This is a genomic window from Roseimicrobium sp. ORNL1, from assembly GCF_011044495.1.
GTDB lineage: Bacteria > Verrucomicrobiota > Verrucomicrobiia > Verrucomicrobiales > Verrucomicrobiaceae > Roseimicrobium.
Map to the genome: position 1 here is coordinate 6,944,732 of NZ_CP049143.1, position 23,853 is coordinate 6,968,584.

15 protein-coding genes are annotated in these 23,853 nt (G+C 58.3%); 7 read left to right on the forward strand and 8 right to left on the reverse strand.

Annotated elements, in window-relative coordinates:
• Window positions 1-28 precede the first annotated feature (28 nt).
• The 3 genes from G5S37_RS27915 to G5S37_RS27925 all read right to left on the reverse strand — a co-directional run bounded on the left by G5S37_RS27915 (window position 29) and on the right by G5S37_RS27925 (window position 2,212).
• Complete coding sequence (locus tag G5S37_RS27915; protein ID WP_165208879.1) at window positions 29-739, reverse strand: TIGR02206 family membrane protein; 711 nt, start codon at window positions 737-739, stop codon at window positions 29-31.
• 26 nt (window positions 740-765) lie between these two features.
• On the reverse strand, window positions 766-1,521 hold the full coding sequence (locus G5S37_RS27920; protein WP_206026181.1) for a hypothetical protein: 756 nt from the start codon (window positions 1,519-1,521) through the stop codon (window positions 766-768).
• Between the two features lie 238 nt (window positions 1,522-1,759).
• On the reverse strand, window positions 1,760-2,212 hold the full coding sequence (locus G5S37_RS27925) for a hypothetical protein (protein WP_165208881.1): 453 nt from the start codon (window positions 2,210-2,212) through the stop codon (window positions 1,760-1,762).
• Between the two features lie 248 nt (window positions 2,213-2,460).
• Here G5S37_RS27925 and G5S37_RS27930 point away from each other — a divergent pair, with 248 nt between their 5' ends.
• The 3 genes from G5S37_RS27930 to G5S37_RS27940 all read left to right on the forward strand — a co-directional run bounded on the left by G5S37_RS27930 (window position 2,461) and on the right by G5S37_RS27940 (window position 7,555).
• Window positions 2,461-3,654 (forward strand): sulfotransferase domain-containing protein, encoded by a 1,194-nt coding sequence (locus tag G5S37_RS27930; protein ID WP_165208884.1) that lies wholly within the window; start codon window positions 2,461-2,463, stop codon window positions 3,652-3,654.
• Between the two features lie 47 nt (window positions 3,655-3,701).
• Window positions 3,702-6,320, forward strand: a complete 2,619-nt coding sequence (locus G5S37_RS27935; RefSeq protein ID WP_165208887.1) for a TylF/MycF/NovP-related O-methyltransferase — start codon at window positions 3,702-3,704, stop codon at window positions 6,318-6,320.
• Between the two features lie 251 nt (window positions 6,321-6,571).
• Complete coding sequence (locus G5S37_RS27940; RefSeq protein WP_165208889.1) at window positions 6,572-7,555, forward strand: right-handed parallel beta-helix repeat-containing protein; 984 nt, start codon at window positions 6,572-6,574, stop codon at window positions 7,553-7,555.
• A 113-nt stretch (window positions 7,556-7,668) separates the two neighbouring features.
• Here the strand turns inward: G5S37_RS27940 and G5S37_RS27945 are convergent, their stop codons facing one another.
• From G5S37_RS27945 to G5S37_RS27955, 3 genes are read right to left on the reverse strand one after another with little or no spacing between them, the layout of a single operon-like run.
• Window positions 7,669-8,151, reverse strand: a complete 483-nt coding sequence (locus G5S37_RS27945) for a MauE/DoxX family redox-associated membrane protein (protein WP_165208892.1) — start codon at window positions 8,149-8,151, stop codon at window positions 7,669-7,671.
• Window positions 8,148-8,795: a rhodanese-like domain-containing protein gene (locus G5S37_RS27950; RefSeq protein ID WP_165208894.1), complete on the reverse strand. Its 648-nt coding sequence runs from the start codon at window positions 8,793-8,795 to the stop codon at window positions 8,148-8,150. Before G5S37_RS27950 ends, G5S37_RS27945 begins: the two co-directional genes overlap by 4 nt.
• Window positions 8,792-9,808, reverse strand: coding sequence for a thioredoxin domain-containing protein (locus G5S37_RS27955; RefSeq protein ID WP_165208897.1), 1,017 nt, complete (start codon window positions 9,806-9,808; stop codon window positions 8,792-8,794). The genes G5S37_RS27950 and G5S37_RS27955 overlap by 4 nt, the downstream gene beginning before the upstream one ends.
• Window positions 9,809-10,026: 218 nt before the next feature.
• Here G5S37_RS27955 and G5S37_RS27960 point away from each other — a divergent pair, with 218 nt between their 5' ends.
• The 4 genes from G5S37_RS27960 (at window position 10,027) to G5S37_RS27975 (ending at window position 17,695) form a co-directional block, all read left to right on the forward strand.
• The gene (locus G5S37_RS27960; RefSeq protein WP_165208900.1) at window positions 10,027-11,097 is read left to right on the forward strand and encodes a hypothetical protein; all 1,071 of its coding nucleotides are present in this window, start codon (window positions 10,027-10,029) and stop codon (window positions 11,095-11,097) included.
• A 654-nt stretch (window positions 11,098-11,751) separates the two neighbouring features.
• Window positions 11,752-12,246, forward strand: a complete 495-nt coding sequence (locus G5S37_RS27965; protein ID WP_165208903.1) for a VOC family protein — start codon at window positions 11,752-11,754, stop codon at window positions 12,244-12,246.
• A 20-nt stretch (window positions 12,247-12,266) separates the two neighbouring features.
• Window positions 12,267-16,523: a LodA/GoxA family CTQ-dependent oxidase gene (locus G5S37_RS27970; protein ID WP_165208906.1), complete on the forward strand. Its 4,257-nt coding sequence runs from the start codon at window positions 12,267-12,269 to the stop codon at window positions 16,521-16,523.
• Window positions 16,524-16,630: 107 nt separating this feature from the next.
• Window positions 16,631-17,695, forward strand: coding sequence for an FAD-dependent monooxygenase (locus G5S37_RS27975; RefSeq protein WP_165208908.1), 1,065 nt, complete (start codon window positions 16,631-16,633; stop codon window positions 17,693-17,695).
• 1,003 nt (window positions 17,696-18,698) lie between these two features.
• On the opposite strand, the gene G5S37_RS27980 is transcribed toward G5S37_RS27975, so the two are convergent.
• Window positions 18,699-21,377 carry a DEAD/DEAH box helicase family protein gene (locus G5S37_RS27980; protein ID WP_206026182.1) on the reverse strand — a complete coding sequence of 893 codons (2,679 nt, stop codon included), beginning with the start codon at window positions 21,375-21,377 and terminating at the stop codon, window positions 18,699-18,701.
• Window positions 21,378-22,000: 623 nt separating this feature from the next.
• Entirely contained in the window at window positions 22,001-23,815 is a 1,815-nt protein-coding gene (locus G5S37_RS27985; protein ID WP_165208911.1) for a DNA methyltransferase, read from the reverse strand.
• Window positions 23,816-23,853: the final 38 nt, after the last annotated feature.

Sequence of the window (23,853 nt, forward strand, 5' to 3'; positions counted from 1 at the left end):
ACGGGGATGCCGGTGTTGCAAAGCTAAATCACCCGCGGCGTCGCAACCGAATGAAGGGAAGATCGAGCAAAATGAAGAAGACCAGCGCCAGCAGCGAGGTCACGCCGATGTACCACGGCCAAGGTCCGAGCGCGTCGAACAGACTCGCGGTGGGCGGCTTGCGGCAGAGGAAGCCGTAGTTCGCCCCCACGGCCCAGTCGAAGATGCCCACCACCACGGCATACAGTAGGATGAAAAACCACGCCCGCCACTTCGCATGAGCTCGGGGGATGAAGCCCAGCCCCAGCACCCCGTACAAGGCGGCGATGACCACGCCCCCGTGATTCACGAAGAAGAGAAAATACCGCGGATGCGGCCAGTCCTGCGTGAGCGCAGGGGTGATGAGTCCCTGCAGCGTGCCGGCCAGTCCCCAGAAGTACACCAGCTCAAACACCGGTCTCCGGTGGGTGAAAAGCGCGATGATAGCCAGGAACGCGCCCATGTCGCACAGGTGACACGGGTACGCATTCTCCGCCGTGAGGAACCCCATGTTGTACGCGACCCAGTAGCTGAGCGGCCACTGAATCAACAAAAGCACGGCCATGGTCGTCTCCAAGGTTCGCTGCAGGTGCCGCCGGCGGGTGCGCGCCGCCCAGACCATGAGTGCCCCCACCACAAACACCGCCGCCAGCGCGGCGAGGTGCGCCGTGCTGAACGCACGGAATACCGGAGAAGCGACCTCAACAGGACTCGGGGGCATGCTGCGCAGCAGAGGGACGGGTCAGCCTATCGCGTCCAGCGTCCGCCAGGGGAGAGGTGCACGCCACCGCCCGGGTCTGAGTAGTCCGTCTTGCCCACCGCACCCCACAGGGACACGCCAGTGGCCTTCTTCCAGGCCTTGCTCATGCTCTCCCCGGTGTGGCAGCCCCAGCTTTTGCAAAAGGCATCCCTCGTGAAGGCACCGCGATGGATGCGCGGCAGGTCCTTCTCGTGCAGCCAGGCTGAGGAGGCGCCGTAGATGTCGCTGCTGTAGTCGAACATGAAGCAGAACTTGTTGCTGTGGCCGAAGAACTCGAAGTTCGCGATCGGCAGGCGGTTGCGGTTCTGCCCGTTGTTGATGTAATTGATGAGCTGCGTGTTGTTGTCGAACCACAGCAGGCGCACCTTGTACTTGTCCCGCACACTCTCCACCAGCTCCGTCAGGCTCCGATTGTCCTCCCCGCTGCGCGAGACGAAGGCCTTGCGGTAAACCAGCCACGTGATCACGGCATTCGGGTCTTTTGCCTGAATCTCCTGGATGCGCATGCGCGCCGGGCGGATGAAATTCCCCCACCACCGGTCATGTTGCGTCCCCGGTGCCCTCAAGTCCTCCCACCTCCGCAGCGCCGGCCCCCCGCTCACCAGGACATACTCCCCCCTCTCCTGTGATTGCCCCTGTCCCGGCCACTGCGCATGCAACCCAGCCTCCAGGCACAGGGTGATGACAAAAAACGCCGCGACCTTGGCCGCAGTGTGGAGACGGGTGAGGTGAAACAGCGTCATGACGGAAACAGAAAACTAGAAAGACAAGCAGGAGGGGTCAGTCGGTCGACCTGTGGCGGTAGAAAGAACCCCGGAAACCCGGGCGCTCAATCACAAAGCTTCAGAATCGTACGGGGAAGCGGCTCCGGCGTGCCAGTTTTGGAGAACTTCCCAAAAAAGGAAGCCCTGAACACATGGATGACCTTGATGATTGGGTAATCCAATGAACTTCCCAGCGCCCTGCAACCAGGCAGGACAGTCATTCGATCAGCTCATGAGTTAGTGAGGTAACGACGCCATTTCCAATGGTGAACGTCCATTCATATGCCTGGTCCCCGTCATCAAACCGATAGAGAAGTCGAGCGTTGTTTACCTCACTCGGCTCACCCAACATGGCCTTGACTTCATCCACTTGCTTGCCCACAGGTGACCATTGCTTGAGAAGCTGGTACATGGCAAGAACCGCACCTTGGTCCGGAGTGCCTTTCCTCCCGCCCTTCACTTTGGGACTCAGTTCAGCAATTGGCGGAAGCGGCTGCTCGTTCGACTTGATCTGATTGGAATGTTGCGCCTGCGACGATTCCACTGATTCCTGTTTGGGAGCGTTAGGCTCGGCCACCGAATTACCGTTTGGGTGCGCTTCGGACGACTTGTCACAGACGACCGAACCGCCCAGAACCAAAGCCACCATTAGTGAGGAAGGTTTAAACATGGTGAAGCAACCTTTTTTGAGTCAAAGTTGAGTGCAGGATTTCCCTCTGTGAAAAAATGCATTTCGAGGTGAATACGAAAGCACCGACTGTTTCTCTAGAAATTTTTGTGAAACGACCCCGCCTCTTCCGGGGAATGCGATGACAGGCTGAGGAATAGTGACAGGTGGACACTAAGTTTGACCAGCACGTGGGCCTCTGCTTTTCTCCCGGAACCCGACCGTCTCGCCTGCTCAGTACCACCGTACCCATGATAGAAGCCCACCTCGACATTGCCGCCGGAAAATGGACCGAAGACAGGTCCCAGGTGGAGATCGGAGGATGGGCCTTTGCCGAGCGGGGTCATATCGTGGTCGTGCAGGTGTTCGGGAATGGCGTACCTCTCGGATTCATTCCCTATGGCTTCTCGCGCGTCGATGTTTCCGAGTTCTTCGGTTCCCGGTGTCCTTCTGCACAAGTGGGTTTCCACGGCCTGCTGAGGCTGCCGGATTCGGTCGCAAAGGCGAAGGCCACCCCTCTGGAAGTGAAAGTGGTGTTCACCTCCTCTGAGTTGGAGAAACGCGAACTGGCAGCCACCGTGTCGTTACCCGTAGGGGATACAGGCACAAAGCCGCCAGCACCACCTGCACCCGAGCCGGGCATCAAGGAGTCGGCTGACACCGGCACGCCCCCTCCAGGGACATCGTTTCCCAAACTCGCCGCACCGAATTTCTTCATCCTTGGCGCTGCGAAGTGCGGCACCACGAGCCTCTACTACGCGCTGAAGCAGCACCCGGAGATCCATCTTTCCGCAGTCAAGGAACCCAGCTTCTTCTCCACTGGATTTCAGGTGGTCAGGAATCCGATCGAGTACTGCAACCTCTTCCCGGAACAGGCGGGGAAGAAGCGCTACGGCGAGGCCTCGCATGTGTACTTCAGCAGCCCGGAGACAGCGCCCGTGCTGCGCCAGCTCTTTCCAGACGCGAAGTTCCTGCTCATCGTGCGGAATCCAGTGCACCGAGCCCACTCGCTGTACCAGCACATGAGACGGGCCGGGGACGAATTCCTGCCCACGTTCGAACTGGCGCTCGCGGAGGAGGACCATCGCTTCGCGGACCCTGGCTTCCGGGCACGCTGCCCCCAGTATTTCTGGAACTACATGTACTGCCGCACCTCGATGTATGATGTGCAATTGTGCAACTACCTGGAGCACTTTCCACGCGAGCAGTTTCTCGTCCTGACGCTCGGTGAATGGCGGTCCGATCCCGTGCGCTGGCAGGCCGAGATATTCCGCTTTCTGGAGGTGGATCCCTCAGTTCAGGTGAGCACCGAACCGCAAAATCAAGCGGCCGCCCCCTCCACCCTGCGGGAAGAAACTCGCTCCGTCCTGGAGAACCACTTCACAGGCATGCGCGAACGGCTGGAAGGCCTGGTCGGCAGAAGGCTGGAACATTGGGAAGTCTGAAATCGTTCGGGCGATCTGCGAATACACCTCCGCGAAGAACCTATTCATTGAACTCTCAAATCGACATCTTTACCTCTGAAGCCGCCGACCACTCCGAGGTGCAACTGGCGGGCTGGGCGTTTGTACCGCACGATCAAACCTGGAGTGGTCGTGTGGAAGTGGATGGACGGCCTGCTGGTCCCCTTTCCTGTGGCTGGTCGCGTCCCGACGTGCCTGCCGCCTTTCCCGGACAGTGTCCCTCGGAACATGTCGGTTTTCGCGCACAAGTGCTTCTTCCGCCAGGTCTGGCACCGGGGGAGCATCGGATGGAATTGATCTTCGCCAATCAGGACGGCGTGGAACTCGGCCGCGCGCAGCGAGTCTTCTCCACCTCGACAGCGATACGCGGCACGGCGGCGGCAAACACGCCTCCCCGCATCGACCCCGCGCACGCACAAGCGCGCTATCTGGACTTGCTCGAGAGTACACTTCTGGGCCTGCCCTACACCGAAGGGTTGCAAACCCTCGAACGCCGGGAAGGGCACCACTGGCCGGAGACAGCGCACAGCATGATTGGCGCCGAACGCATGCGCCACCTGCGTGCCTGCGTGGAAACAGTCCTGCGCGAACAGGTGCCAGGTGATCTCATGGAGACCGGCGTGTGGCGCGGCGGCGCCTGTATCTTGATGCGCGGGGTGCTCAAGGCCTTCGGGGACAACGCGCGTACCGTGTGGGTGGCGGACTCCTTTGCCGGTCTGCCACCGCCGAATGAACAGAAGTACCCCGCAGACCGTGGGGACAACCTTCATGAGTTCAAGGAACTGGCCATCCCCATGGAGCAAGTACAGGCAAACTTCCGCCAGTACGGCCTCCTGGACCCGCAAGTGCAGTTCTTGAAGGGTTGGTTCTCCGAAACACTCCCGCATGCAGGCGTTTCGCAAATTGCGGTGCTTCGCCTGGATGGGGACATGTATGAGTCCACCATGGATGCTCTCACGCATCTCTACCCCAAGCTCTCCCCCGGTGGCTACTGCATCATCGATGACTACGGCGCCATCCCAGCCTGCCGCCAGGCGGTGCGCGACTACCGTGCCGCGCACAATATCGATGAGCCCATCAGCATGATTGATTGGACCGGGGGCTTCTGGAGAAAGACGGGCAGCACTTCGGAAACCGCTGAAACGACTTTTTCGTCCGTAGTGCAGCCAGCGGCTTCCGGAGAGGCCCCTCCCTCCGCGCTGTCAGACATCTCTACAGCCCTCGCCGATGTACGCCTGGGTCACGCAAATGGCGCGTGGACGGAGCACATCCCCTTTGCCTTCTGGCTGGTGGAGCACTTGCGTCCGCGCGTGATCGTGGAACTGGGCGTGCACAAGGGGGGCTCATACTGCGCCTTTTGCCAGGGAGTGGAGCAATCCCACGTGGATGCCCGATGCTACGGAATAGATACATTCGAGGGGGATGAGCACGCGGGACGCTACGCCTCCAGCGTGCTGGCCCAACTCCGCGCCTACCACGACCCTCGCTACGGGAGCTTCTCCACCATCATCCAGTCCACCTTTGCGGACGCCCTTTCACACTTTGAGGATGGCTCCATCGACCTGCTTCACATCGATGGGCAGCACTATTATGAAGATGTAAAGCAGGACTTCGAAGCCTGGCTGCCCAAGTTGAGCCGCAGAGCCGTCGTGCTCTTTCATGATACGCAGGTGCGCGAGCGCGGCTTTGCGGTGTACAAGTTCTGGGCCGAGGTGGAGCATCTCCATCCTTCGCTGGAGTTCTATCACGGCTACGGACTGGGCGTGCTGGCAGTCGGTCGGGAAATCCCTCCAGCGGTGGCTGGCCTGCTCGCTGCGAGTGAATCGCACAAGGCGCTCGCCCGCCAGTTGTTCTCCACCCTCGGCTCCCGCATAGGACTGCGGATGGAGATTGACGCTCTCCGCCCCCTGGCTCAGAGCGTCCCCACACTCATCTCCCTGAAGGATTCGCTGATAGCGCAGCAACAACTCGCGCAGCAGTCCTTCGCAAGACTGGCGGAGCGCTTCGAAAAGGGCAGCACGGAGTCTGCTATCCTGGTGGAGAAGCTTGAGGAGGCTCTCGAAAAAAGCCGCACCGAGTCCCTCATCCTACAGCAGGAGCAGGCGGTGCTGCGAAGCCAGTTGCAGGCGTTGCGACGCACCCCCATCACTGCCACCTCCAAGGGCGCGCTGCAGCATGCCTGGCAACATGTCAGGTACCGCATTCTCTCCAAGGTGCCCTTCTTCAAGAAGAAGTCCCTGCGCGCGCGACAACAGCTTATCGAAGAATCCGGTCTGTTCGACGCGGAGTACTACCAGTCACAGCTTCCATCAGGGAGCGCCCTGGGCCAGCCCGCGCTGCACTACCTGCTCATCGGCTGGCGCTGCGGCCTGTCTCCGCACCGCGAGTTCGACGCTCCCTGGTACAGCCATACCTATCAGGAACAGTTGAACGGCGGCGAGCCGCTGACGGACTACCTGAAAAAGGGCTGGAAAAGAGGCCGCCGTCCCAATGCCTGGTTCGACCCTGAGTGGTACCGCGCCACCTACCTGAAGACCAAAAGCAAGAAGGCCCAGCCCTTCCGCCACTACCTCGAAATCGGCATGGCCCAGGGGTTCAAGCCGTGTGCAGGCATGCCCCAAGCACCGTCGAAAGCCGCCGCTCCTTGACCCGTTCCGGGTTGTTGATACACCCTACCCCACCCCGCTTTGCAAACGTCGAGGCCGGCGTCGTGCGTCTGTCGCTCCGCAGTGCATTGCAAACTGCCCATAATACCTCGGCGCACGTGTGGGGGGTACGATCATTGAACACTATTTGCAGGCTCAAAGGTACAAAGAATGCTCCGACCCAATGGAAGCATGGAGATACTTTTTCATACATTTGATTGTATGAGTTTCTCCACTCGCTAAAGTCCGGCGCAATGAAAACGATCTGCGCTTCGCGCTTCTTCTCGGGTGCTTGTTTTTCCCTGGCCGTGTTTTTGCTCGGCAGTGCTTCCAGCTTCGGCCAGGCCACCCGTACTTGGGTGTCGGGTGTGGGTGATGATGTGAACCCCTGCAGCCGCACGGCTCCCTGCAAGACCTTCGCAGGCGCCATCAGCAAGACGGCGGCGGGCGGCGAAATCAACACCCTGGACCCCGGAGGCTACGGCACCGTGACCATCACGAAGTCGATGGTCATCGATGGCATTGGAGGCGGTAATTCGAGCATTCTGGGCTCGGGAACGAATGGTATCAATATCAGCGCCGCCGCTACCGATGTGATCACCATCCGCAACGTGCAGATCAATGGCGCGGGCACCGGCATCCATGGGATTCGCATCAACAATGCCAAGGCAGTTCATATTGAAAACTGCGAGATCTACAATTTCACCACCAATGGTGTCCTGGTGGATGTCACTTCGGCATCTGCTGGCGCCACCGTTGAGGTCTTCATCAAGAACTGCACCTTCCGTAACATCAACCCGACCGCCGCAGGCGGCAACGGGGCCGTCCTGGTCAAGCCCCCGGTAGGAGTCAACGTGGCTCTCTCCATGGAAAACACCAGCATGGAGCAGTCCGCCTTTGGCCTCCGTGTGGAAGACCGCGGCACGGCAACGCTGAAGAGCTGCTTCTCCGGCAACCATGTGAACCACGGCTACCTCGCCGTAGGCTCCGCCGCAGCCGCTGTCATCAACCTGGAAAACTGCGTGGCCGCCAACAACAACAACAATGCCGCCTCCAGCGGCGTGCAATCCTTCGGCGCCTTTAGCACGGTGCGCCTGAGCAACTCAACCGTCTTCGGCAATCGCACCGGCATCATCACCCAGAGCGGGGGCGCGTTGATCTCCTTCGGCAACAACCGCGTCAGTGGCAATACCACGAACGCCACCACGGCACCGACATCCACGACCCCCTCGCTCTAGTCCCTTCCTTCACTGTCTGATATCTTCAGCGCTCTTCAGGACCAGGCGTCCTGAAGAGCGTTTTTCTTTTCTCTGGGATGACGGCGGCAATCAGTCGTCCATGCCGCGCGACTTCACCCTTCTGAGGGAGACTGCGTTCTCCTTCCCACGCACCGCCACAGTAGCAGCCCTGCCAGCACCGCCAGCACCACGGCGCGCACGAAGGCAAACTCCACGGACTCCAGCAGCGCTGATGTGGGTGAGCCGCGCTCGATTCCCACAAGCCGCAAGTCCAGGCATCCGCATGCGATCTTCAACCCGCGAGCCCATGCCTGTCCCGTGCACACGACAAAAATCGCAAACATCACCAGGCTCCACGCAAGTGCCGCGCGCTGATGCAGGCCTGCAATCAAGAGCAACCCGCAGAGCAATTCCATCCAGGGCAATACCATCGCGACTCCGCGAAGCCACGCCGCGGGAAGCGGCAACCGGTAAGCGGCCAGCATGACATGGAACGCCTGCAAATCCGCCAGCTTCCCCAAGGCCGCCCACACCAGCACCAACCCCAGGAGCCAGCGCAGCACCATCTGCCACCAGGATGTCGCGTGAGTGTTCATGGTGCGGGAGCCACGGCGGGCTCAGCCTGGGGTTCACTGACACGCCACTCCGCATAGCCACCCGGCATTTCACGGACATGCACATACCCATGCTCCCGGGTGAGCACACGTGCCTGGGCATTGGCTGACTGGCATCGCACGCTCGCGCAATAGATCACCAGCGGCGTGCTCTTCGGATATCGGGCCACGAATTCGCCGAGCTTGTCCTTTACTTGATCCATGGGAAGCGAGACTGCGCCGGGAATGTGCCCCAGCGCATACGCCTGCGTATCGCGCACGTCCACCAGGATGATTTTGCCCGCGGCCAGCAGCGGCTTTACCTCACGCCAGGCCACGGCCGCAGGGAGTGCTTTCATCCCTGCGTGCAGTCCTGCCGTCTCATCCGGCACCACCAGTGCCTGAATGGTTTCATTTTGGATGGAGGAGTCGCTCTCCGTCGTTGGCAGGGCACTCAATGGGGTCACATCCGCTGGAAAGATGGGCTCAACCACGAGGCCGGTCGGAGCGCGAATGCCCAGCGGACTGGCGCTGTTATACACCACGCCCAACGCCACCGCGGCGACCAGGATCGCGGCCATCTCTTTGAGCAGTTCCAAGGAACCACCGGTGGCCATACTCTTGCTCGCGCTCGTGCTTCCACTCATTGCCTGCCCTCCGATGCGAGGTTCTTCTCAATCTCCGCGGCCAATCGCTCATACGTGAACTCCCCATCCAACCGGACACCAGCCACCATCCCAGCTGCCGAGGACCCCAGGACAAACGCGGGCACCGTGGTGATGCCCGCCTTCACCGCATCCGCTTGCTCCTTGAGCACCGCGTTGGCAGACTGCGCATCGGTGAAGCATGCGCCGAACCTTGCGGAATCCAGCTGCGCCTCCTGACTCATCGTCGTGACCGCTTCTGCAGACAACGAACCACCGGCAGCGAAGAGCCTTTCGCGCATCGCCCAAAATTTCCCCTGCGCATGCGCACACCATGCCGCCCGTGCCAGCGAGTCTTCCGGCGAGATACTGGAAGATGGCAACACACGCGTGATGAGCCGGAGTTTACCCGTGTCGATGTAGGCAGACTTCAGCCGGGGCAGCACCTCCGACTGAAAACGCGCACATGCCGGAGAGCGAAGGTCCGTGAACTCCACGAGTGTCAGTGGCGCCTTCTCGGAACCCAACGAGGGACCTCCCGCAACATGCAAGGTAACAAAGGGTGACGCAGGTGCAGCATCGACGGGTGATCCTGCAACAGCGCCTCCATCCGAGGGCGTGCGAGATACCAACTCTGGGGTCACCAGATGCATGTCCAGCGGGACATCAGCACCGGCCTTCACCCATGCCTCTCCCTCGCGCGCGAACCAGATGCGCAGCCTGGGAGGCTGGCCACTCTGGCGCAGCAGTTCCCCATCGATGGACGGCGCCTGCGCGGAATCCCCCAGGCGCACCGAGTACTCTCCCTTGCTCACGTGCACCTTCAACTCTGAAGACAACCAGAGAGCACGCGTCTCATTCATCACGGCAAAACGAAAACGCCCCACCCCTTCAAAGGGCACCCCATGAATGCTCAGGCGGCCCTGGTAGTTGATCATCTCTGCGTACCCACGCTCCAGTCCCAGCCCGAGGAACCACACCAGAGCGCACACCAGGAATCTGAGTGAAAAGGGCATGGGCATCATGGAAGCAGGCACACCTGCCACAGGTAGGCAATACAGCGGCGGATGCCGCGACATACTACAACAATGTTGCCCGGCCAGTGAATTGCGTCGGCCCCTTCTCCCACCTTCACACAAACCCGAGTCCTGCCCCTTTGTTTTTTTCCAAACTCGCTTATGCTGGGCGCTCGACCACGCCCCGGCGAGGCCGCACTACGACACCCCTCCTACTCATGCACACCAACGCGATTTCATGGATGTCACCCAGCCGGCGCATCATGATGTCCGCGATAGAGAGGCCTGTCATCCCCCTCGCCTTCACCATGCTTGCCTTGTTGGGCTGCCTGCAGCTTCACGCGCAGGAGTTGGACAAGACCGCTTCCGTGGTCACCGAAGCGCCGGCCTTCGCCAGGGATCTGGCCATCGGCTCCATGTATCAGTTGGGCGGTGAAATCACCGTGGTGCTGGTGAACACCAGGACCCATGAGCGCACCATGCTGCGAGGCAGCGAACCCTCCTTCGACGGCATGCGTGTGAAGCAGGCCTCTATCAGAGACACCCGTAGGGAGTCCTCTGTTGTTGTGGAGATGGGTGGCAAGGATGCGACCTTGTATTACGACGCCTCCTATTTCAAACAGATGGGTTCCTCGCGGACTGGCAAACAGGAGGTGTATGTGAACTCCAACCTGGACATCGAACCCGGTGACCCCACCGCCATTGTCGAGAGCGTCCATGGCGTCGGCATGGTCATGACGGAATCCGGACCGGCCCCGGCCCCAGCCCCTATCCCTCTCCCAGAGGGGTATGTGAATTCCAACCTCGACATCGAACCCGGCGACCCCACCGCCATCGTCGAGAGCGTCCATGGCGTCGGCGTTGGCATGACCTCAGACTCCGATCCCGCCCCAGCCCCCACCCCGCTCCGGGAGGGTTATGTGAACTCCAACCTCGATATCGAACCCGGCGACCCCACCGCCATCGTCGAGAGCGTCCACGGCGTCGGCGTTGGCATGACCTCAGACTCCGATCCCGCCCCCGCCCCAGCCCCGCTCCCGGAGGGTTATGTGAACTCCAACCCCGATATCGAACCCGGCGACCCCACCGCCATCGTCGAGAGCGTCCACGGCGTCGGCAGCGTCATGACTTTTGACTCTAGTCCACCCGCGGCCCCCACTTCGCCCGCCGGACCCGGCGCTGCCCCGCCAACTCCACCGAAGCGCAAGATCACCGCTCCCCAACCTTCTCCTCCCGCGCCCGCACCCGCGCCTGCATCACCTCCCGCGCCAGGGGAAGTGGAGCTTTAGGACGCAGCAGAAGTTCGCACGGAAGGAAACACCCGCTCCGCGCTTGCAGCGCACCCATGCGTGCTACTTTACGCCTCGACTCCCGCAGGCGACAAGACGCGAACATGCACCCGTAGCTCGGTGGATAGAGCAGCGGGCTCCGAATGCCTTCAGGATGAGTTTATTGGCATTGCAAACATGCACCACGTTGCATGTGGACTTGTTCAACCACTATACTCCCTGCGTGGAGTGGCGCTGTTTTCAGTGAACCTGACGTCGGCTGTATAATCTGTATAAATTTTTGCGAAGAAAGCGCAGACCGTTTTAGGTCTATATAACACCCGACATCAAAGCTTAGGCGCGAAGCTCAAGCAGGCGATATTCCATGCGGCCAGCGATCTGATCAATCTTGAGAACTGCAGTTCCACCGTGGTGCATCTCACCTACGGGGAGGCAAATGAGCCAATAGCGGGGTGCGCCAACCAGAAAGTCATCGCTGGACCGGCTCGCGAAGTCCAGACACGAACAAAATCATTGGCATTCTGGAGAAAAATTTGAGGAAATGCATCATTGACATTTTTGCGACACCATAAATAAATCTGTTTTAACAGGTCCATTATTGGGTCTATTAAACTCTACAAAGCCACGAGTTACCTTGGCGCGCACACCAATTTTATGGAAACCACTCTCCTTCGCTTTGGAATGCTCTCCTTATCTTTGATGGGGGCTTTGGCGTTCTCCAGTTGCTCCATCAGTAAAACTTCGCCAACGGACCTGACACTCCCCGGACTGCGACGACTGGATCACTTCGCAGTGCACGTTACCGATCTGCCTAAATCTGCAGAATTTTATCAGCGCGTCTTCGGCTTCGACATCATCAACAAGTGGAAAACTACCTGGATGGTGGGCAACGACCGCATGCGCGTGGGACTTTTTCTGCGGCCTAAAGCCACCAAGGTCGCAGATCCAGACAACTCGATTCTGATCGAGCATGTGGCTTTCCTCACCGACAAACACAACTTCGATCGCTGCCTCGCAGTGCTCGATCAACTCGGCATTCAGCACGAGGCGCCGGACGACAGCGGCATCGCCAAGAGTGTGTTTTTTAACGACCCGGACGGGCACTCCTTGGAAATCACTTATTACTACGAGCACATCCCAACTCTCTAAACTGCCACCTAGACAGCACTATGGCTACCAAACACACGAAGAAAGCCACCGCTCCTGCAGGCAAACTGGCGAAGAACGAAATTGCCTATGCTAAAATATTCCCACCGATAGGGATCGCCCGAGTGGGTAAGAGTACTGAGGAGGAAGATTGCTTCATCGGACCGGAAGACCCTGCTGACCTGGCGCATCGTAAAGAGGGTTTTTCATTCCGAGATGGCCGGGGTGAGCTGAAGAGACAAGCATCGCGTTTTCGCATTTTCGGGTTTACCAAGGATGGCCACCTTGTGCAGGAAATCACCAGCAAAGAGGCGCGGATTACCTGGACCGTACAGCTAGCCAACAAAAAGGCGGGCTGGTTTCAATTTGATGGAGCCCGGAATGCCATCGCCTCTATCACCGGCGACCGCGAGCTAACGGAGGGAGGGGCTTCCACGCTGCGCAATAGTCACCTTCCGGGTGGCTTCGCCCACAAACCGAATGGACCGCTCGGGAAAAAATATGAGCCTGATTCCACCCGTGCCAAGCAGGGCTTGGACATTATTCCCCCGCCGGTGACCATTGAGGGCGAAAATAAGCGGACCAAACGGCCCAAGGCGGGCGAGAAGGAACAAAACTATGAATTCCGCGGCCTCTTTAAGAACATCAAAGAAGTCTACCTCGGCGAACTGCGCACGGACAAAGCCGGAAGGCTGATGGTCCTGGGCGGGCATGGCATTTCCGACGCGATCGATGAGAAAGGCAACAGTATTAAGGATAAGCGCTGGATTCAAAACTATGCCAATAATCTGGACTGGTGCGACGACATCGCGGACGGCTATGTGAAAGCCGAGGTGAGTCTCCTGGGCGGAAAAAAGGTGGAAGTGAAGGGAGACGCGTGGGTGGCAACCGCCCCACCAGATTTCGCGCCCGACGTGACGAACATCGTGACGTTGCGGGATGTTCTGGAGGACGCGGTCTACGCGACAGGTCGCAATGCGATGACCGCTGAAATGCCCATGGTCCCCCTGCCGAATCAGACGGTTTTCGATCGAGACATTCGCCCAATTCTCAAACGGATGGCTGACTATCGCTGGGTCAGCGAGATCGCACTCCGCGGTCACGGTTTTGGCAAGCCGGGAGATTTTGACAAACAAATGGACGATCTTGGCGATCCCGACAATGACCGCATCGCGCCTGTGCGACAGCATATCGTGGATCTGATTCGAAAGCCGATCTATTTCGTGCCTGGCGCCGTCGTGGACGGCATTCCCGCCGATCCCAAGCAGACCGACAAGCTGGCTGCTTCGGAGGAGATCATTGCGCAGGCCACGGCGAAATTCATGCCTCCCCTCTCTGGAGACGAAGACGACCGCACGGTAGGAAAACCACTCACCTGGTTGACGGTGACGCACCTGCAGTACGCGCGCCTGCAGCAGTGGGCGAAGGGCAATTTCACCAAGAGGGAGCCCCGGGGCCGCATCGAACCACACACGGAAATTACCTGGACTGCCTGGGATGCTGCTTGCGGCGGGGCATTCTATCCAGGCATGGAGATCACCTCCATCGTTCGCCACTACGGCCTCTTTGAGACCAAGGATGCGTTTCGCCTCCGTGGCCAGTTGATGGAGCCGGGCGATCTCACCAAACACATGGCCTGTCCGTGGCAGTCAGACTTTTACGAGTGCCAGGTCACGTGGTGGCCAGCGCAACGCCCCGACGATGTGCTGACAGAGGATGAGTTGGCAGAAATCACAGCCAGCTTCCAGGAGGAGACCACGGGAAGCAACACGGATGAGCTGGAACGTCTGCTGATGGCGAGGCGGAGGTGGGACCGCGGTATCGATTGGCGTCGGCCCGACGGTGTCTTTTTGAATGACCGAGTGTATGGCGATTTCAAGCCTGGGCGGTTCAAGACCGTCGCGGAATACGCGGCCAACCGTGCGACATCATTCGCAAGTCTTTTATTGCGCGGAGCAGTGGATCTTGAGGTGCAATATCCAGAGAGGCAACCCTCTCCGTGGCGGGTCCAGTTCCTCTCCCAGGAGCGGCTGGATGAATATTCAGGACGCTATTTCCACGCAGGAGTGCCCTCTCCGGAGGAGATGTGCCTAGGGCGCCATTTGTCCCCCAAAGAGGAGAAAGAACTGCAGAAACTGCTCGACGGCATCGATCCCTATCGCCTCAAAAACGAATGGGACGCGTTTCTGCGCGCAAAGCCGGAAGCCGCCAGCAAGGTAGTCGAGCTTTATGCCGAGGTGTGCAGTCGTTCGCTCCGCGAGCAGATTCATGCGTGCTTCATCCATCATCCCAATGCCGGCGCAAAGCTCGAGAAGTTCCTGGAGGTGATCAAAGCCGCCGGTGGCGATGTGGAGAAGATTGAGGGCGACCACCCGGAGCAATTTGAAGCAGATGACGACGTCTGCAATAGGCTGCGGCTAGCCGACCTGCTTAGGCTCGTGCGTGATCGTTTCTATTTGCTGAACCGACGGTTTGCTGGCGACCATGGGATGATCGAAGAGTGGCACACCTTGGGCATCGTGGCGGAAAAGGTGGTGACGGTGAAACCTGACGATGGGGAGAAGAAGGAGATCCCCGTGCAGGTCGAAGTGGGGCGGAACAAATTCGATGGCCTGACGTCCCGCGATTATTTCCATCTCTTCATGAACATCGAGAAGCATTCCGGATTTCCGGAATACGCCAAGACCCTGGCGCAAAGCTTCCTCGATGAAGCCCAAACCTTTGTGGATCAAAAGGGCCTTGAAGACTCAAGCCATCCCGAATCGTTCGTTGAATATTCAGTAACGAATTTTCACGCCAAGCTGGAACAGATTTATGAGATTCTAAGGCAGGGGGCTGCGGGTGCCCGCCCATGGGTCACCACCCAGACGCGCGCATCGCAAATCCGGCGAATCATAGGCAACTCTGCTTTCAATCAGACGGATGGCGCCTGGCTGCGCTTCGCGGCCAATGCTGGCCCTGCGGACGAGATCAAAGGACTGCTTTTTGAGGTGTGGAGCGACGAAACCGGGAATGGCGACCCCGCCAAGCATCATGGCAACCTGTATACAGCGTTCGTGAATGAACTGGGATTCTTCCCCCCGGAAATCGGCACGCGTGCGTACGCGGACGCGCCGGAGATAGACACAAGCTCTTTCGCTGGTGCTGTCGTACAACTGGCCATCTCCCAGCATTCCGAGGAGTTCTTCCCGGAGATTCTGGGCATGACGCTTTTCCTGGAATGGGAAGTGTTGAGTTTGGTGCCTATCGTGAAGCGGCTCGAATATTTGGGGATAAACAGTCACTTCTATCGCATGCATGTCGCTATCGACAATGCCACGGAAGGTCATGGAGCCGCGGCCAAACGCGCCGTGCAACTGTACCTGGATCATGTTTTCAATGAAGGGGGGGTAGCGGCGCAGCAGGCGCACTGGAGGCGGGTCTGGCGTGGGTTCGTAGCTTTTGCCCTGAGCGGAGGTAACAAGAACGGAGGCATCGCAGAGGAAACACTCCTCCGAACTTACCCAGGCAATGCCTACGATCAGGTCGTTGAGCTCATCACGAGAAAGAAACCCTACGGGAATCTGAACCACTCGCGGAAGCACCTCGGCCAATTCCGAATCAACGACCTTTTCGACGATCCTGACATTTTCCTTGAGGAACTCGCCCAGTCCAAATGGATCAAGCCGGGTGACCCGGCGGGCAGCCTGCTCCTCTCGCACTTAACCTCATTTCAAGGCCCCATGTATAAGATCTTTGATGAGGCCGATCTCCAAAAGTGGCGCAACTGGATCATCTGGCTTGGCGGCCAGTCCGATACAGGTTCCTCGAGGAAATTCGTCACCAAAGGCGAGGCGATGCTTATCTTGCTGACCGAGCTGCGCGAGCGTGCCATGGCCAGCCATCCCCATTCACGGTACAAACTAGACGTAACCGATATCAAGAAGAAGCAACCTCCGAAGAAGATGAGCATCCAGGAATTGTTTGCTCATGGCGACCTGACCGTCCTGATGAAGGCCCTAAAAGACCGCGACAATGGCTGGGTGGTGCCGGGCCAGCCCGATGAAAGCGCGCTGCTCGTCGACATGGCACGCGCGGACCGGCCCATGGGAAAAGCCTTGGATGAACGCTTCCCTGCGGCCGGAAATCAAATTGGCCGACGCATCATTCTGGAGTGGATCGACGCCGGTTGCCCGATCCCTGGTGAAGCTCAACCCACTGCAGAGCAGTTGGCAAAAGCGCGCCCTGAGCGACCTCAGCGGCTGATCGTCCAAGAGTTCGGCCTCGGTGCCGTCCATTGAGCCGACCATCGCTGGAGCCTGACATGCACAGCCTCACCCACCCCCGCCCCTCAAACATCAAGCGCACCTCGCCGCAGCCCGGCACGAGAATTCAGCGGTAACCGGCGATGGTAGACTTTGATGCGGTCATCGTGGGCGGTGGCGTGGCTGGGGCGTCAGCAGCCCTGGCCATCGCCCGCGCTGGCGGACGAGTGGTGGTATTGGAGGCCTGCGTGGCAATGGGGCGCCGCGTCGGCGAAACGCTCGATCCTGCGGCAAAACCGCTCTTGGAGTCCCTCGGAGTTTGGGACGCCATCGCAGACATGCACCACATTCCTTGCCCTGGCACCGTGTCTCTCTGGGGGGCACCGCGTCCGGCGGAGAGGGATTTCATTTTTAACCCGTACGGCCAGGCATGGCAGCTTGACCGCGCAAGCTTCGATGAAATGCTCCTTTCACAAGCGGAGCAGAGCGGCATCCCCATCTGGCGCGGACAAAGCGGGGAGCATTTCGAGCGGGTCGGTGCCGGCTGGGAGGTGAAGCTAACGGATGAGACGGTGCGTGCTTCCTGGCTGATCGATGCCACAGGGCGCCGCTCCAGCGTGGCGCGCCGACTCGGCTTCAAGCGGGAAACACTTGATCAATTGGTCGCTATTCATTGCTCCGCGACTACCGTCGGCGACGAAGATCGGGATGGCCGCCTCTTCCTGGAGGCTCTCCCCTACGGGTGGTGCTATTCCGTGCTAGTCCCAGGCGGCCGGCGAGTATTCTCGCTGCAGACGGATGCCGATCTCCTGCCCACGCAGGAATGGCGGGAGGTTGCCTGGATCGTACGATGCCTGCGCGAATCAGCCCTGCTCTCTCGCCATATCAGGCAGCAGCGCTATACTTTTTCGGACCCTCCGCAACTGACCTCGGCTCACTCCGGCCGATTGGAACGCTTTGCTGGTGATGGTTGGCTCGCGGTGGGAGATGCTGCCATGTCCTTCGATCCTCTGTCCGGCCAAGGTATTCTAAAGGCGGTGAAGTCAGGACTGCAGGCTGCGGAGGTGGTACTTCACAATAGCCAGGCAAGTCGCGAACAGTTCGAAGCCTATCACGAACTTATGTGGCAAGACTTTGTCGGCAGCCGCAAGCGCTACTACGCAAGCGAGCAGCGGTGGCGTGCGAATTCTTTTTGGTCTCGTCGTTGATTCACGATGCGGGAGCCGACCCGCTCAGCCTGAAAGAATGTTTGCGCCAGGTCTTTAAGCCCATAGGAGCGCCAAAACTTTGCATTCACCCCGCCAAGCACTTTGCTTGACGTGAATAGCCAATGTCACCACACCCTTACCGACTGGCGAATGCCGGCAAGAACACCACCATAAGCGGCCTGCCCATTCGACGCATTCTTCGGCGGTGATTTTTCCCAAATGCAGCCCAAGCTTTCCTAAAGGCAGCGATGATTTCGCCCAGTGTTTCCGGGTGCTTTTTTCAACCTCAGAGCGTTGGCAATCTGCAGTTCCCGGATTGCGATGGCGTCAGTACCGGTCATGTGAAGGTCCAAGGTGATTTCCTTGGCCAACTCGTTCTGGTGTCCGACGTCTCCAAGAGCTGGGGAAGCTCGACCGTGGCAATTTCCCACACCTTGGTCCTGAGCGTTCACCGTTTCCTTGCCTCCGATGGAAACGCGGCCATAGTAAGTGCCCGAAATATGGCGGTACAACCCTTGAACTTTGGACGGCGTCCAGGTCTTTGCAGCTCTCATGGCGCGAAGAGGGGGAAGACTGCTTATACGGCTGGATTCAGCCAGCTGTATAATTCTCCGTACAATCGCACGATTTTGAGGGTGTCCAAAGACAATTCCCTCCTTCAAAATCAACGTTAAAGCACCCGTAGCTCAGTGGATAGAGCAGCGGATTTCTAATCCCTATAGAGGATTTTACACCTTCATAATCAACGTATTACAACTCAATAATTCGACACTTTATAGCACAAACCGGCACATAGTGGCACGGAATTTGGCAACAATGGGCAACAGATTTGCCGCGCCAGGTTGCGAATAGATTTCCCGGCCCCGAACCCATTCATACGGCTTTACTGCTCCACAGTTTTTTATGCTCGTATGCCAGACGAGCAATTCAGCATCGCGGTAGAGCGGAGTGAGTTTTATCGTGCTCCAGTGGTAGGTCTTTTTATCTCTCGTATGGCGTGAAACTATTTCTTCCCTGCGCCTTTGCCTTTGCCAATCTTGAGCGCCTTCTCTGCACCCGTGCGCCAGTCCTGCTCCAGCAGCATTTCGAAGTGCAGTTCCGCGTCCTTCACGGCCAGCGCCAGTTCTCCGGCACGAACCGCTTTCTTCGAGTGCTCCGTCAGCAGCTCAAACAGACGCCGCTTCCGTTCTGTATCGCCAGCGCCCGAGAGGTGCTCGCCTTTGGTTTCTAGCAGGGCAAAGCATGCCCTGCCGTCTTCCATCTCCGTGAGACTCACCAGAAAGTCAGGATACACCCTGCGGCCCCACCAGCCCTGCACGCCATAGTCTTGGCGCTCCGCGATACGGTGCCACCAGTGCACCGTTTCCTGTCCGTCGAGATACCAGGCCACATCGCGTTCCAGATTGTTGAAGTGCTTCTGATACACCTCTTCAAAAAGCGCTCGCTCCAGGTCGCCGCCCTGCTTCCGGCGTAGGATGTGGTCCGTGTCTCCCAGGTCCAGCTCCATGGATTCCGCCAGTTCCCAGTTCAGCTTGGCATCATTGGCGGACACAAGATGGAAGGCGATTTCCCCCTTCTCCAGTTTAGCGCGAAAAAGAGACTCGCTCGCCTTGAAGACCTGCTCCCGCAGGTCATCCTTCATTTCCTTTACAAGCACCAGCCGATTCGCAAAAAGCTCACGCTCGCTCCAGGTGCCCTTCCCACGTACCGCTGCCAGCGTGTCGTTCAAGATGCGCACACCTTGCCATGGGTTCGGGATTACGTCCGTGAGCTGCCTCACGAGGTGCGGGACGTCCAGCCGTGTGTCCACCTCCCAGTCGTCAGGACCATCTTCCAGCACAACGAAAGGGCCATCGCCTGCGCTTCCATCCTTGTGTGAACCTGTGCCGCTCACATCCACGCGCACAATGACGCGTTGCAGCTTGTGTGCCGCGTCTGGTGTCCACGAGTCCGCTTTCAAAAAATGGAACTGGTCCCAGTCCAAGTGTCCCAAGATGTCCCGTTCGTAATCAAGCTCTCGGTATCCATCCTTTCCCTTGCCTTCACGATGGAGCACCTGCGGCAAAAAAATAGCGGCCCCGCGCCACGGCTCCCGGCGCTTCACGACTCGGCGCTTGGTCTTGGTTCCGGCGCTTCCAGTTCCGCCTTCCTTCACCAGGCTAGCAAGGTCCCCCATGCCCTCCTCTTCCAGGCCGCGTTTGATGGCACCCACAGATTCCTGCACTACTTGGTCCGCTGTGAAGACCCAGCACTCGTTCAACAACGGTCTGCTTGTGAGACGCGCCTCCGGCTGTCGCAGCACACGCCCCACCATCTGCGTTAGCGCTGTAGTCGCCTGCGTGTTGGAGAGAACCGCGAGAATGTAAGCAAAGGGACAATCCCACCCCTCCTGCAAGGCTGCTTTGGTAATCACGAAGCGAACCGGGCAAAGCGGGTCTAACAAGTCCTCGTCTCCCAGTTCGTCCGTCTCTGCGGTTTTCAGTCGAATGGAATCCAACTTGGCACCTTGTTTTTCGATAAGGTACTCCCGCACGTCTTCCGCGTGAATGTACAACCCGTCGCGCTGCTCCTTCCCCGTCCGGTCCACACGCACCAGCATCATGGGACGAATATAGCGCCCGTCACTGTGCTGTAGTGTGATGGCCTCACCCTTCAAAATCTCAAGCTGTGCGCAGGCATCGTCCAACGCATGTTTCCATCCCGCATTGGCTGCGTTCACAGCATTAATGGGCAGCTTTACCATCTCCGCCGCCTTCAGCTCTGCACCCGGCACGTTCACGAGAACATTGCTCATGTGCACCCGCGTGTTTGGCGTGGCCGTCAGTTCCAAGATGAATCGCGGATTGAAACCGCACAGCGTGTCGAGTTGTATCAGACTGTAAGCCTTGTGCCCCTCATCGAGAATAATGATGGGGCGCACCAGCCGCAGGACATTACCAAGACTGTGCCGCACGCTCACTTGTCCCTGCATCATGCCAGCGTCGGCCAAATCGTTTTCATCGAGGTTGCGCACATCCGCCAGTAGCGCCGCGTTTACTTTCGGGTCGTCCACCTCCGGAAAAAAGCTGCCAAAATTCCCCGTGTCACGGAACATCCGCAGCGTGTCCTTGGTCTGCCGTCCTGCTGCTTGCAACATGAGCAGCATCACACAGAGGCAGTTCTCCGTGTCCTGCCTGCTGAAACTGTCTTCCCTCTCCAGCACCTTCACCCGGCCACCGCTGGCACGCTCCAGCATTTGCCGATAGGGATGCTCGCGATTTGCAAGCGCCTTCCACGTCTGCCGATAAATGGCGTCTGAAGGTACAATCCAAAGGAGAAAGCCTGTCTGTCGGCCAAAAAAATCGCCGTTGATGCGCTCCACCGCAGCGGCAGCCAGAAGTGTTTTCCCGCCGCCCGTTGGGACTTTTAGGCAGAGATTGGGAATGCCTCTTCCCAGGCCATCATTGCGGGCAATGTAGGGAATCGCCACTTTGTTTCCCTCCGTGTCCTTCGTTCGCGGAAGTGCACCCGCCAAATTCAGTTCGTCCCAGGCCTGCTGGCACACATCCACAGCGGGCGCATTTTTGCCCTTGCTGCGAAAAAATTCCGCCATCTCTGCCGCCTCCAGCGTCTTCTCCCGCATCTTTCCGAGAAAGACGTCCAGAGCATCCAGCACCGCAGTTTGATAGCTTTTAAATTCCACAGCGCCGCCAGTCTAGCCAGTGAGTCCCATCCTGCACAAGGAAAGTCCGTTGAATGCACTGCGCTCAGGCAGAATCATCGCGTCTTTCCTGCATCCTTTGCCATTCCTCCATCATGCGGTCGTACCGCGCCACCAGTTCTGGTGGCCTTGGTTCATCCGTTCCCAAGGTGATAGGCAGCTTCCGCCGTCTCTTGGGCTTAGAGCTTGGTGGGGCCGCCTCTCGTGATGCTGGCATTGGATGTTCTTCAGGTTCCATCATGGCTCGGCGGGCGGAACTGCCCTCTACTAGAGGGCAGTTTGTCAAATCACACACTCGGCCATGAATACCGCCCTTTACGACTCACTTTTCGCAGCGAGCACGGCTTCTGCCAGAGACTTGCCACCCAAATCTATCTTGCTCCATTCGCTTTCAGGGACGGGGCAACTCGGCGTGGGAGAACCGCGCTTGTTCAAATCGAGCACTACCCAGACTTCCTTGCGTCCACTCACATCTCTCAGTGAGTAAAAATCAGTTCCTCCTGCATCATTGACGCACGCTCCCAACGGTATCGATTGTTCCATAGTCCAGATTGGACGCCCCCACATTTCGATGCAACCGCTCACGCAAAAAATGAAGACCGGAATTACGCGTTGCCTCGATGAATCGCGTACGGAAGTTGGCAAAACTCAATCCCTGCCGGAGTCAGCACCTTCTGGCTCATGAACTTTGCCGCCGCGAAAATGAGCGCCCGTTTCCCCGGTGCCTTGCCATGTTGGATGGCATCCACGAGCGCCGTGTCTAGAGCGGCTTCATTGCTACGCAGCCATGCCGCATCGGGTTTGTAGTGCAAGTGCACGCGGTAGAGGTCTGTCTCCCCAATGAAACCGTCCTTCGCGGCTTTCGCGGGCGAGTGTTCCAGAGTACGCCCCGTGGCCGTGTGAAACACATAACGTGCCAGCGCTGCGTAATCCGGAAGTGTGCCGCTCCCTCCAAGCATGGCGTCCAGGTTCATCTCCTGCCCCAATTCGCAAAAAGTGAAGCTGCCGCCCACTCCTTCGGCCTTTTGCTTTACCTTCTTTTCTCCGGTCACTACCAACTCCCCGTCCTCGACTTTGATACTAACATCGTCATAGCTGGCTCCCTCCAGCTTCCTAATGCTCTCCGCCTTCTCCACCAGGTCCTGTCCCTTCCGAAGCTTGGTCCATGTCAATGATTCCTTCAGGAGTTCTGTGCGCTGTGTGCCAGTGAATGGATACCCCTGAATTACGCGGCGCACCCTTTCGGCAGTGATGTCCCGCGCGTAATCCTCCGTCTCAACCAAGATAAATCGACGGCGGCCCTTATCTTTCTTGTTAAGCGAAAGGACCGCGTGCGCCGTTGTTCCGCTTCCTGCAAATGAATCAAGCACTAGGGCATCTTCCTTCTTGATGAGACCAAGAATTTTCTCAATGAGTTGAACCGGCTTTGGATTATCGAAGACACTTGAGCCGAAAATCTGCTTCACTGCCTCGCTTCCGTCGTCAGAGGAGCCAGCCTCCGTATAGTTCCAGACATCAACTGGAACAAGCTGCTCAGCCTCGGAAAGAAACAATTTCAATCTTGGAAACTCGGCCATACCATCCGCCCCCCACCAGAGTCGCTTTTCCGACACGTGCCTTGCGTGCTCTTCAGGGCTGTATTTCCAAGCATGCGTTGGATGCTCGACCTTCTCACCGTTCAAAGGCCTATTAATTGCATACACGAGATTCTTCCGTTGCGCCTTCGTTGCGGGATTCACATAGGAGGAAGTTATCCATGGCCCGCGCTCATCATTGTCCGGATTTGCATAGCCGGAATCAGACTTCTCGCTTCGAGCTTCTTTGACTACATCGAGTGTCGAAGACTTCCTGTAGACCAACACGTGGTCCTTTTGCGAGTAGAACATTCTTGCATTGTTGCTTCGCGTATAACGCTTAATCCACTCGATAGAAGCTAGAAAGTTGGAGTCGCCAAAAATTTCATCCAAGATGCATCGCAAGCGATGCACTTCATTGTCGTCTATTGAAATGAAGATTACGCCGTTTTCGCAGAGTAATTCTCGCAACAACTGAAGGCGCGGCCACATCATGCACAACCATTTGTCGTGACGTTCCATGTCCTCTTTGTCAACAGGATTGGCTTCCTTGGAAAGCCAAGCTTTCATGAGCGGACTGCGCACCGCGTCATTGTAGCACCAGCCTTCGTTCCCTGTATTGTAAGGCGGGTCAATGAAAATGCAGTCCACTTTTCCCGCATGCGTCGGCAGCAGTGCTTTAAGCGCGTGCAGATTATCCCCGTGAATGATGAGATTGTCTTCCAAAGATGGCTTTTGTCCCTTCGCCAGGCAGCTCTCTTTCTCATCAACCACCAGCTCACGAAAAGGCACAGTGAGGTGATGGCTATGCACGAAGGTCTTACCTTTGAAGTCGAGAGAGGGCATGGGAGCGGAAATGGGCTGCCGCCATGCTGAATCGGTTC

Bases quoted from the DNA above. Each gene is read 5' to 3' on its own strand.
- G5S37_RS27915 (WP_165208879.1), bottom strand. From the start codon at position 739: ATGCCCCCGAGTCCTGTTGAGGTCGCTTCTCCGGTATTCCGTGCGTTC.
- G5S37_RS27920 (WP_206026181.1), bottom strand. From the start codon at position 1,521: ATGACGCTGTTTCACCTCACCCGTCTCCACACTGCGGCCAAGGTCGCG.
- G5S37_RS27925 (WP_165208881.1), bottom strand. From the start codon at position 2,212: ATGTTTAAACCTTCCTCACTAATGGTGGCTTTGGTTCTGGGCGGTTCG.
- G5S37_RS27930 (WP_165208884.1), top strand. From the start codon at position 2,461: ATGATAGAAGCCCACCTCGACATTGCCGCCGGAAAATGGACCGAAGAC.
- G5S37_RS27940 (WP_165208889.1), top strand. From the start codon at position 6,572: ATGAAAACGATCTGCGCTTCGCGCTTCTTCTCGGGTGCTTGTTTTTCC.
- G5S37_RS27945 (WP_165208892.1), bottom strand. From the start codon at position 8,151: ATGAACACTCACGCGACATCCTGGTGGCAGATGGTGCTGCGCTGGCTC.
- G5S37_RS27950 (WP_165208894.1), bottom strand. From the start codon at position 8,795: ATGAGTGGAAGCACGAGCGCGAGCAAGAGTATGGCCACCGGTGGTTCC.
- G5S37_RS27955 (WP_165208897.1), bottom strand. From the start codon at position 9,808: ATGCCCTTTTCACTCAGATTCCTGGTGTGCGCTCTGGTGTGGTTCCTC.
- G5S37_RS27960 (WP_165208900.1), top strand. From the start codon at position 10,027: ATGCACACCAACGCGATTTCATGGATGTCACCCAGCCGGCGCATCATG.
- G5S37_RS27965 (WP_165208903.1), top strand. From the start codon at position 11,752: ATGGAAACCACTCTCCTTCGCTTTGGAATGCTCTCCTTATCTTTGATG.
- G5S37_RS27970 (WP_165208906.1), top strand. From the start codon at position 12,267: ATGGCTACCAAACACACGAAGAAAGCCACCGCTCCTGCAGGCAAACTG.
- G5S37_RS27975 (WP_165208908.1), top strand. From the start codon at position 16,631: ATGGTAGACTTTGATGCGGTCATCGTGGGCGGTGGCGTGGCTGGGGCG.
- G5S37_RS27985 (WP_165208911.1), bottom strand. From the start codon at position 23,815: ATGCCCTCTCTCGACTTCAAAGGTAAGACCTTCGTGCATAGCCATCAC.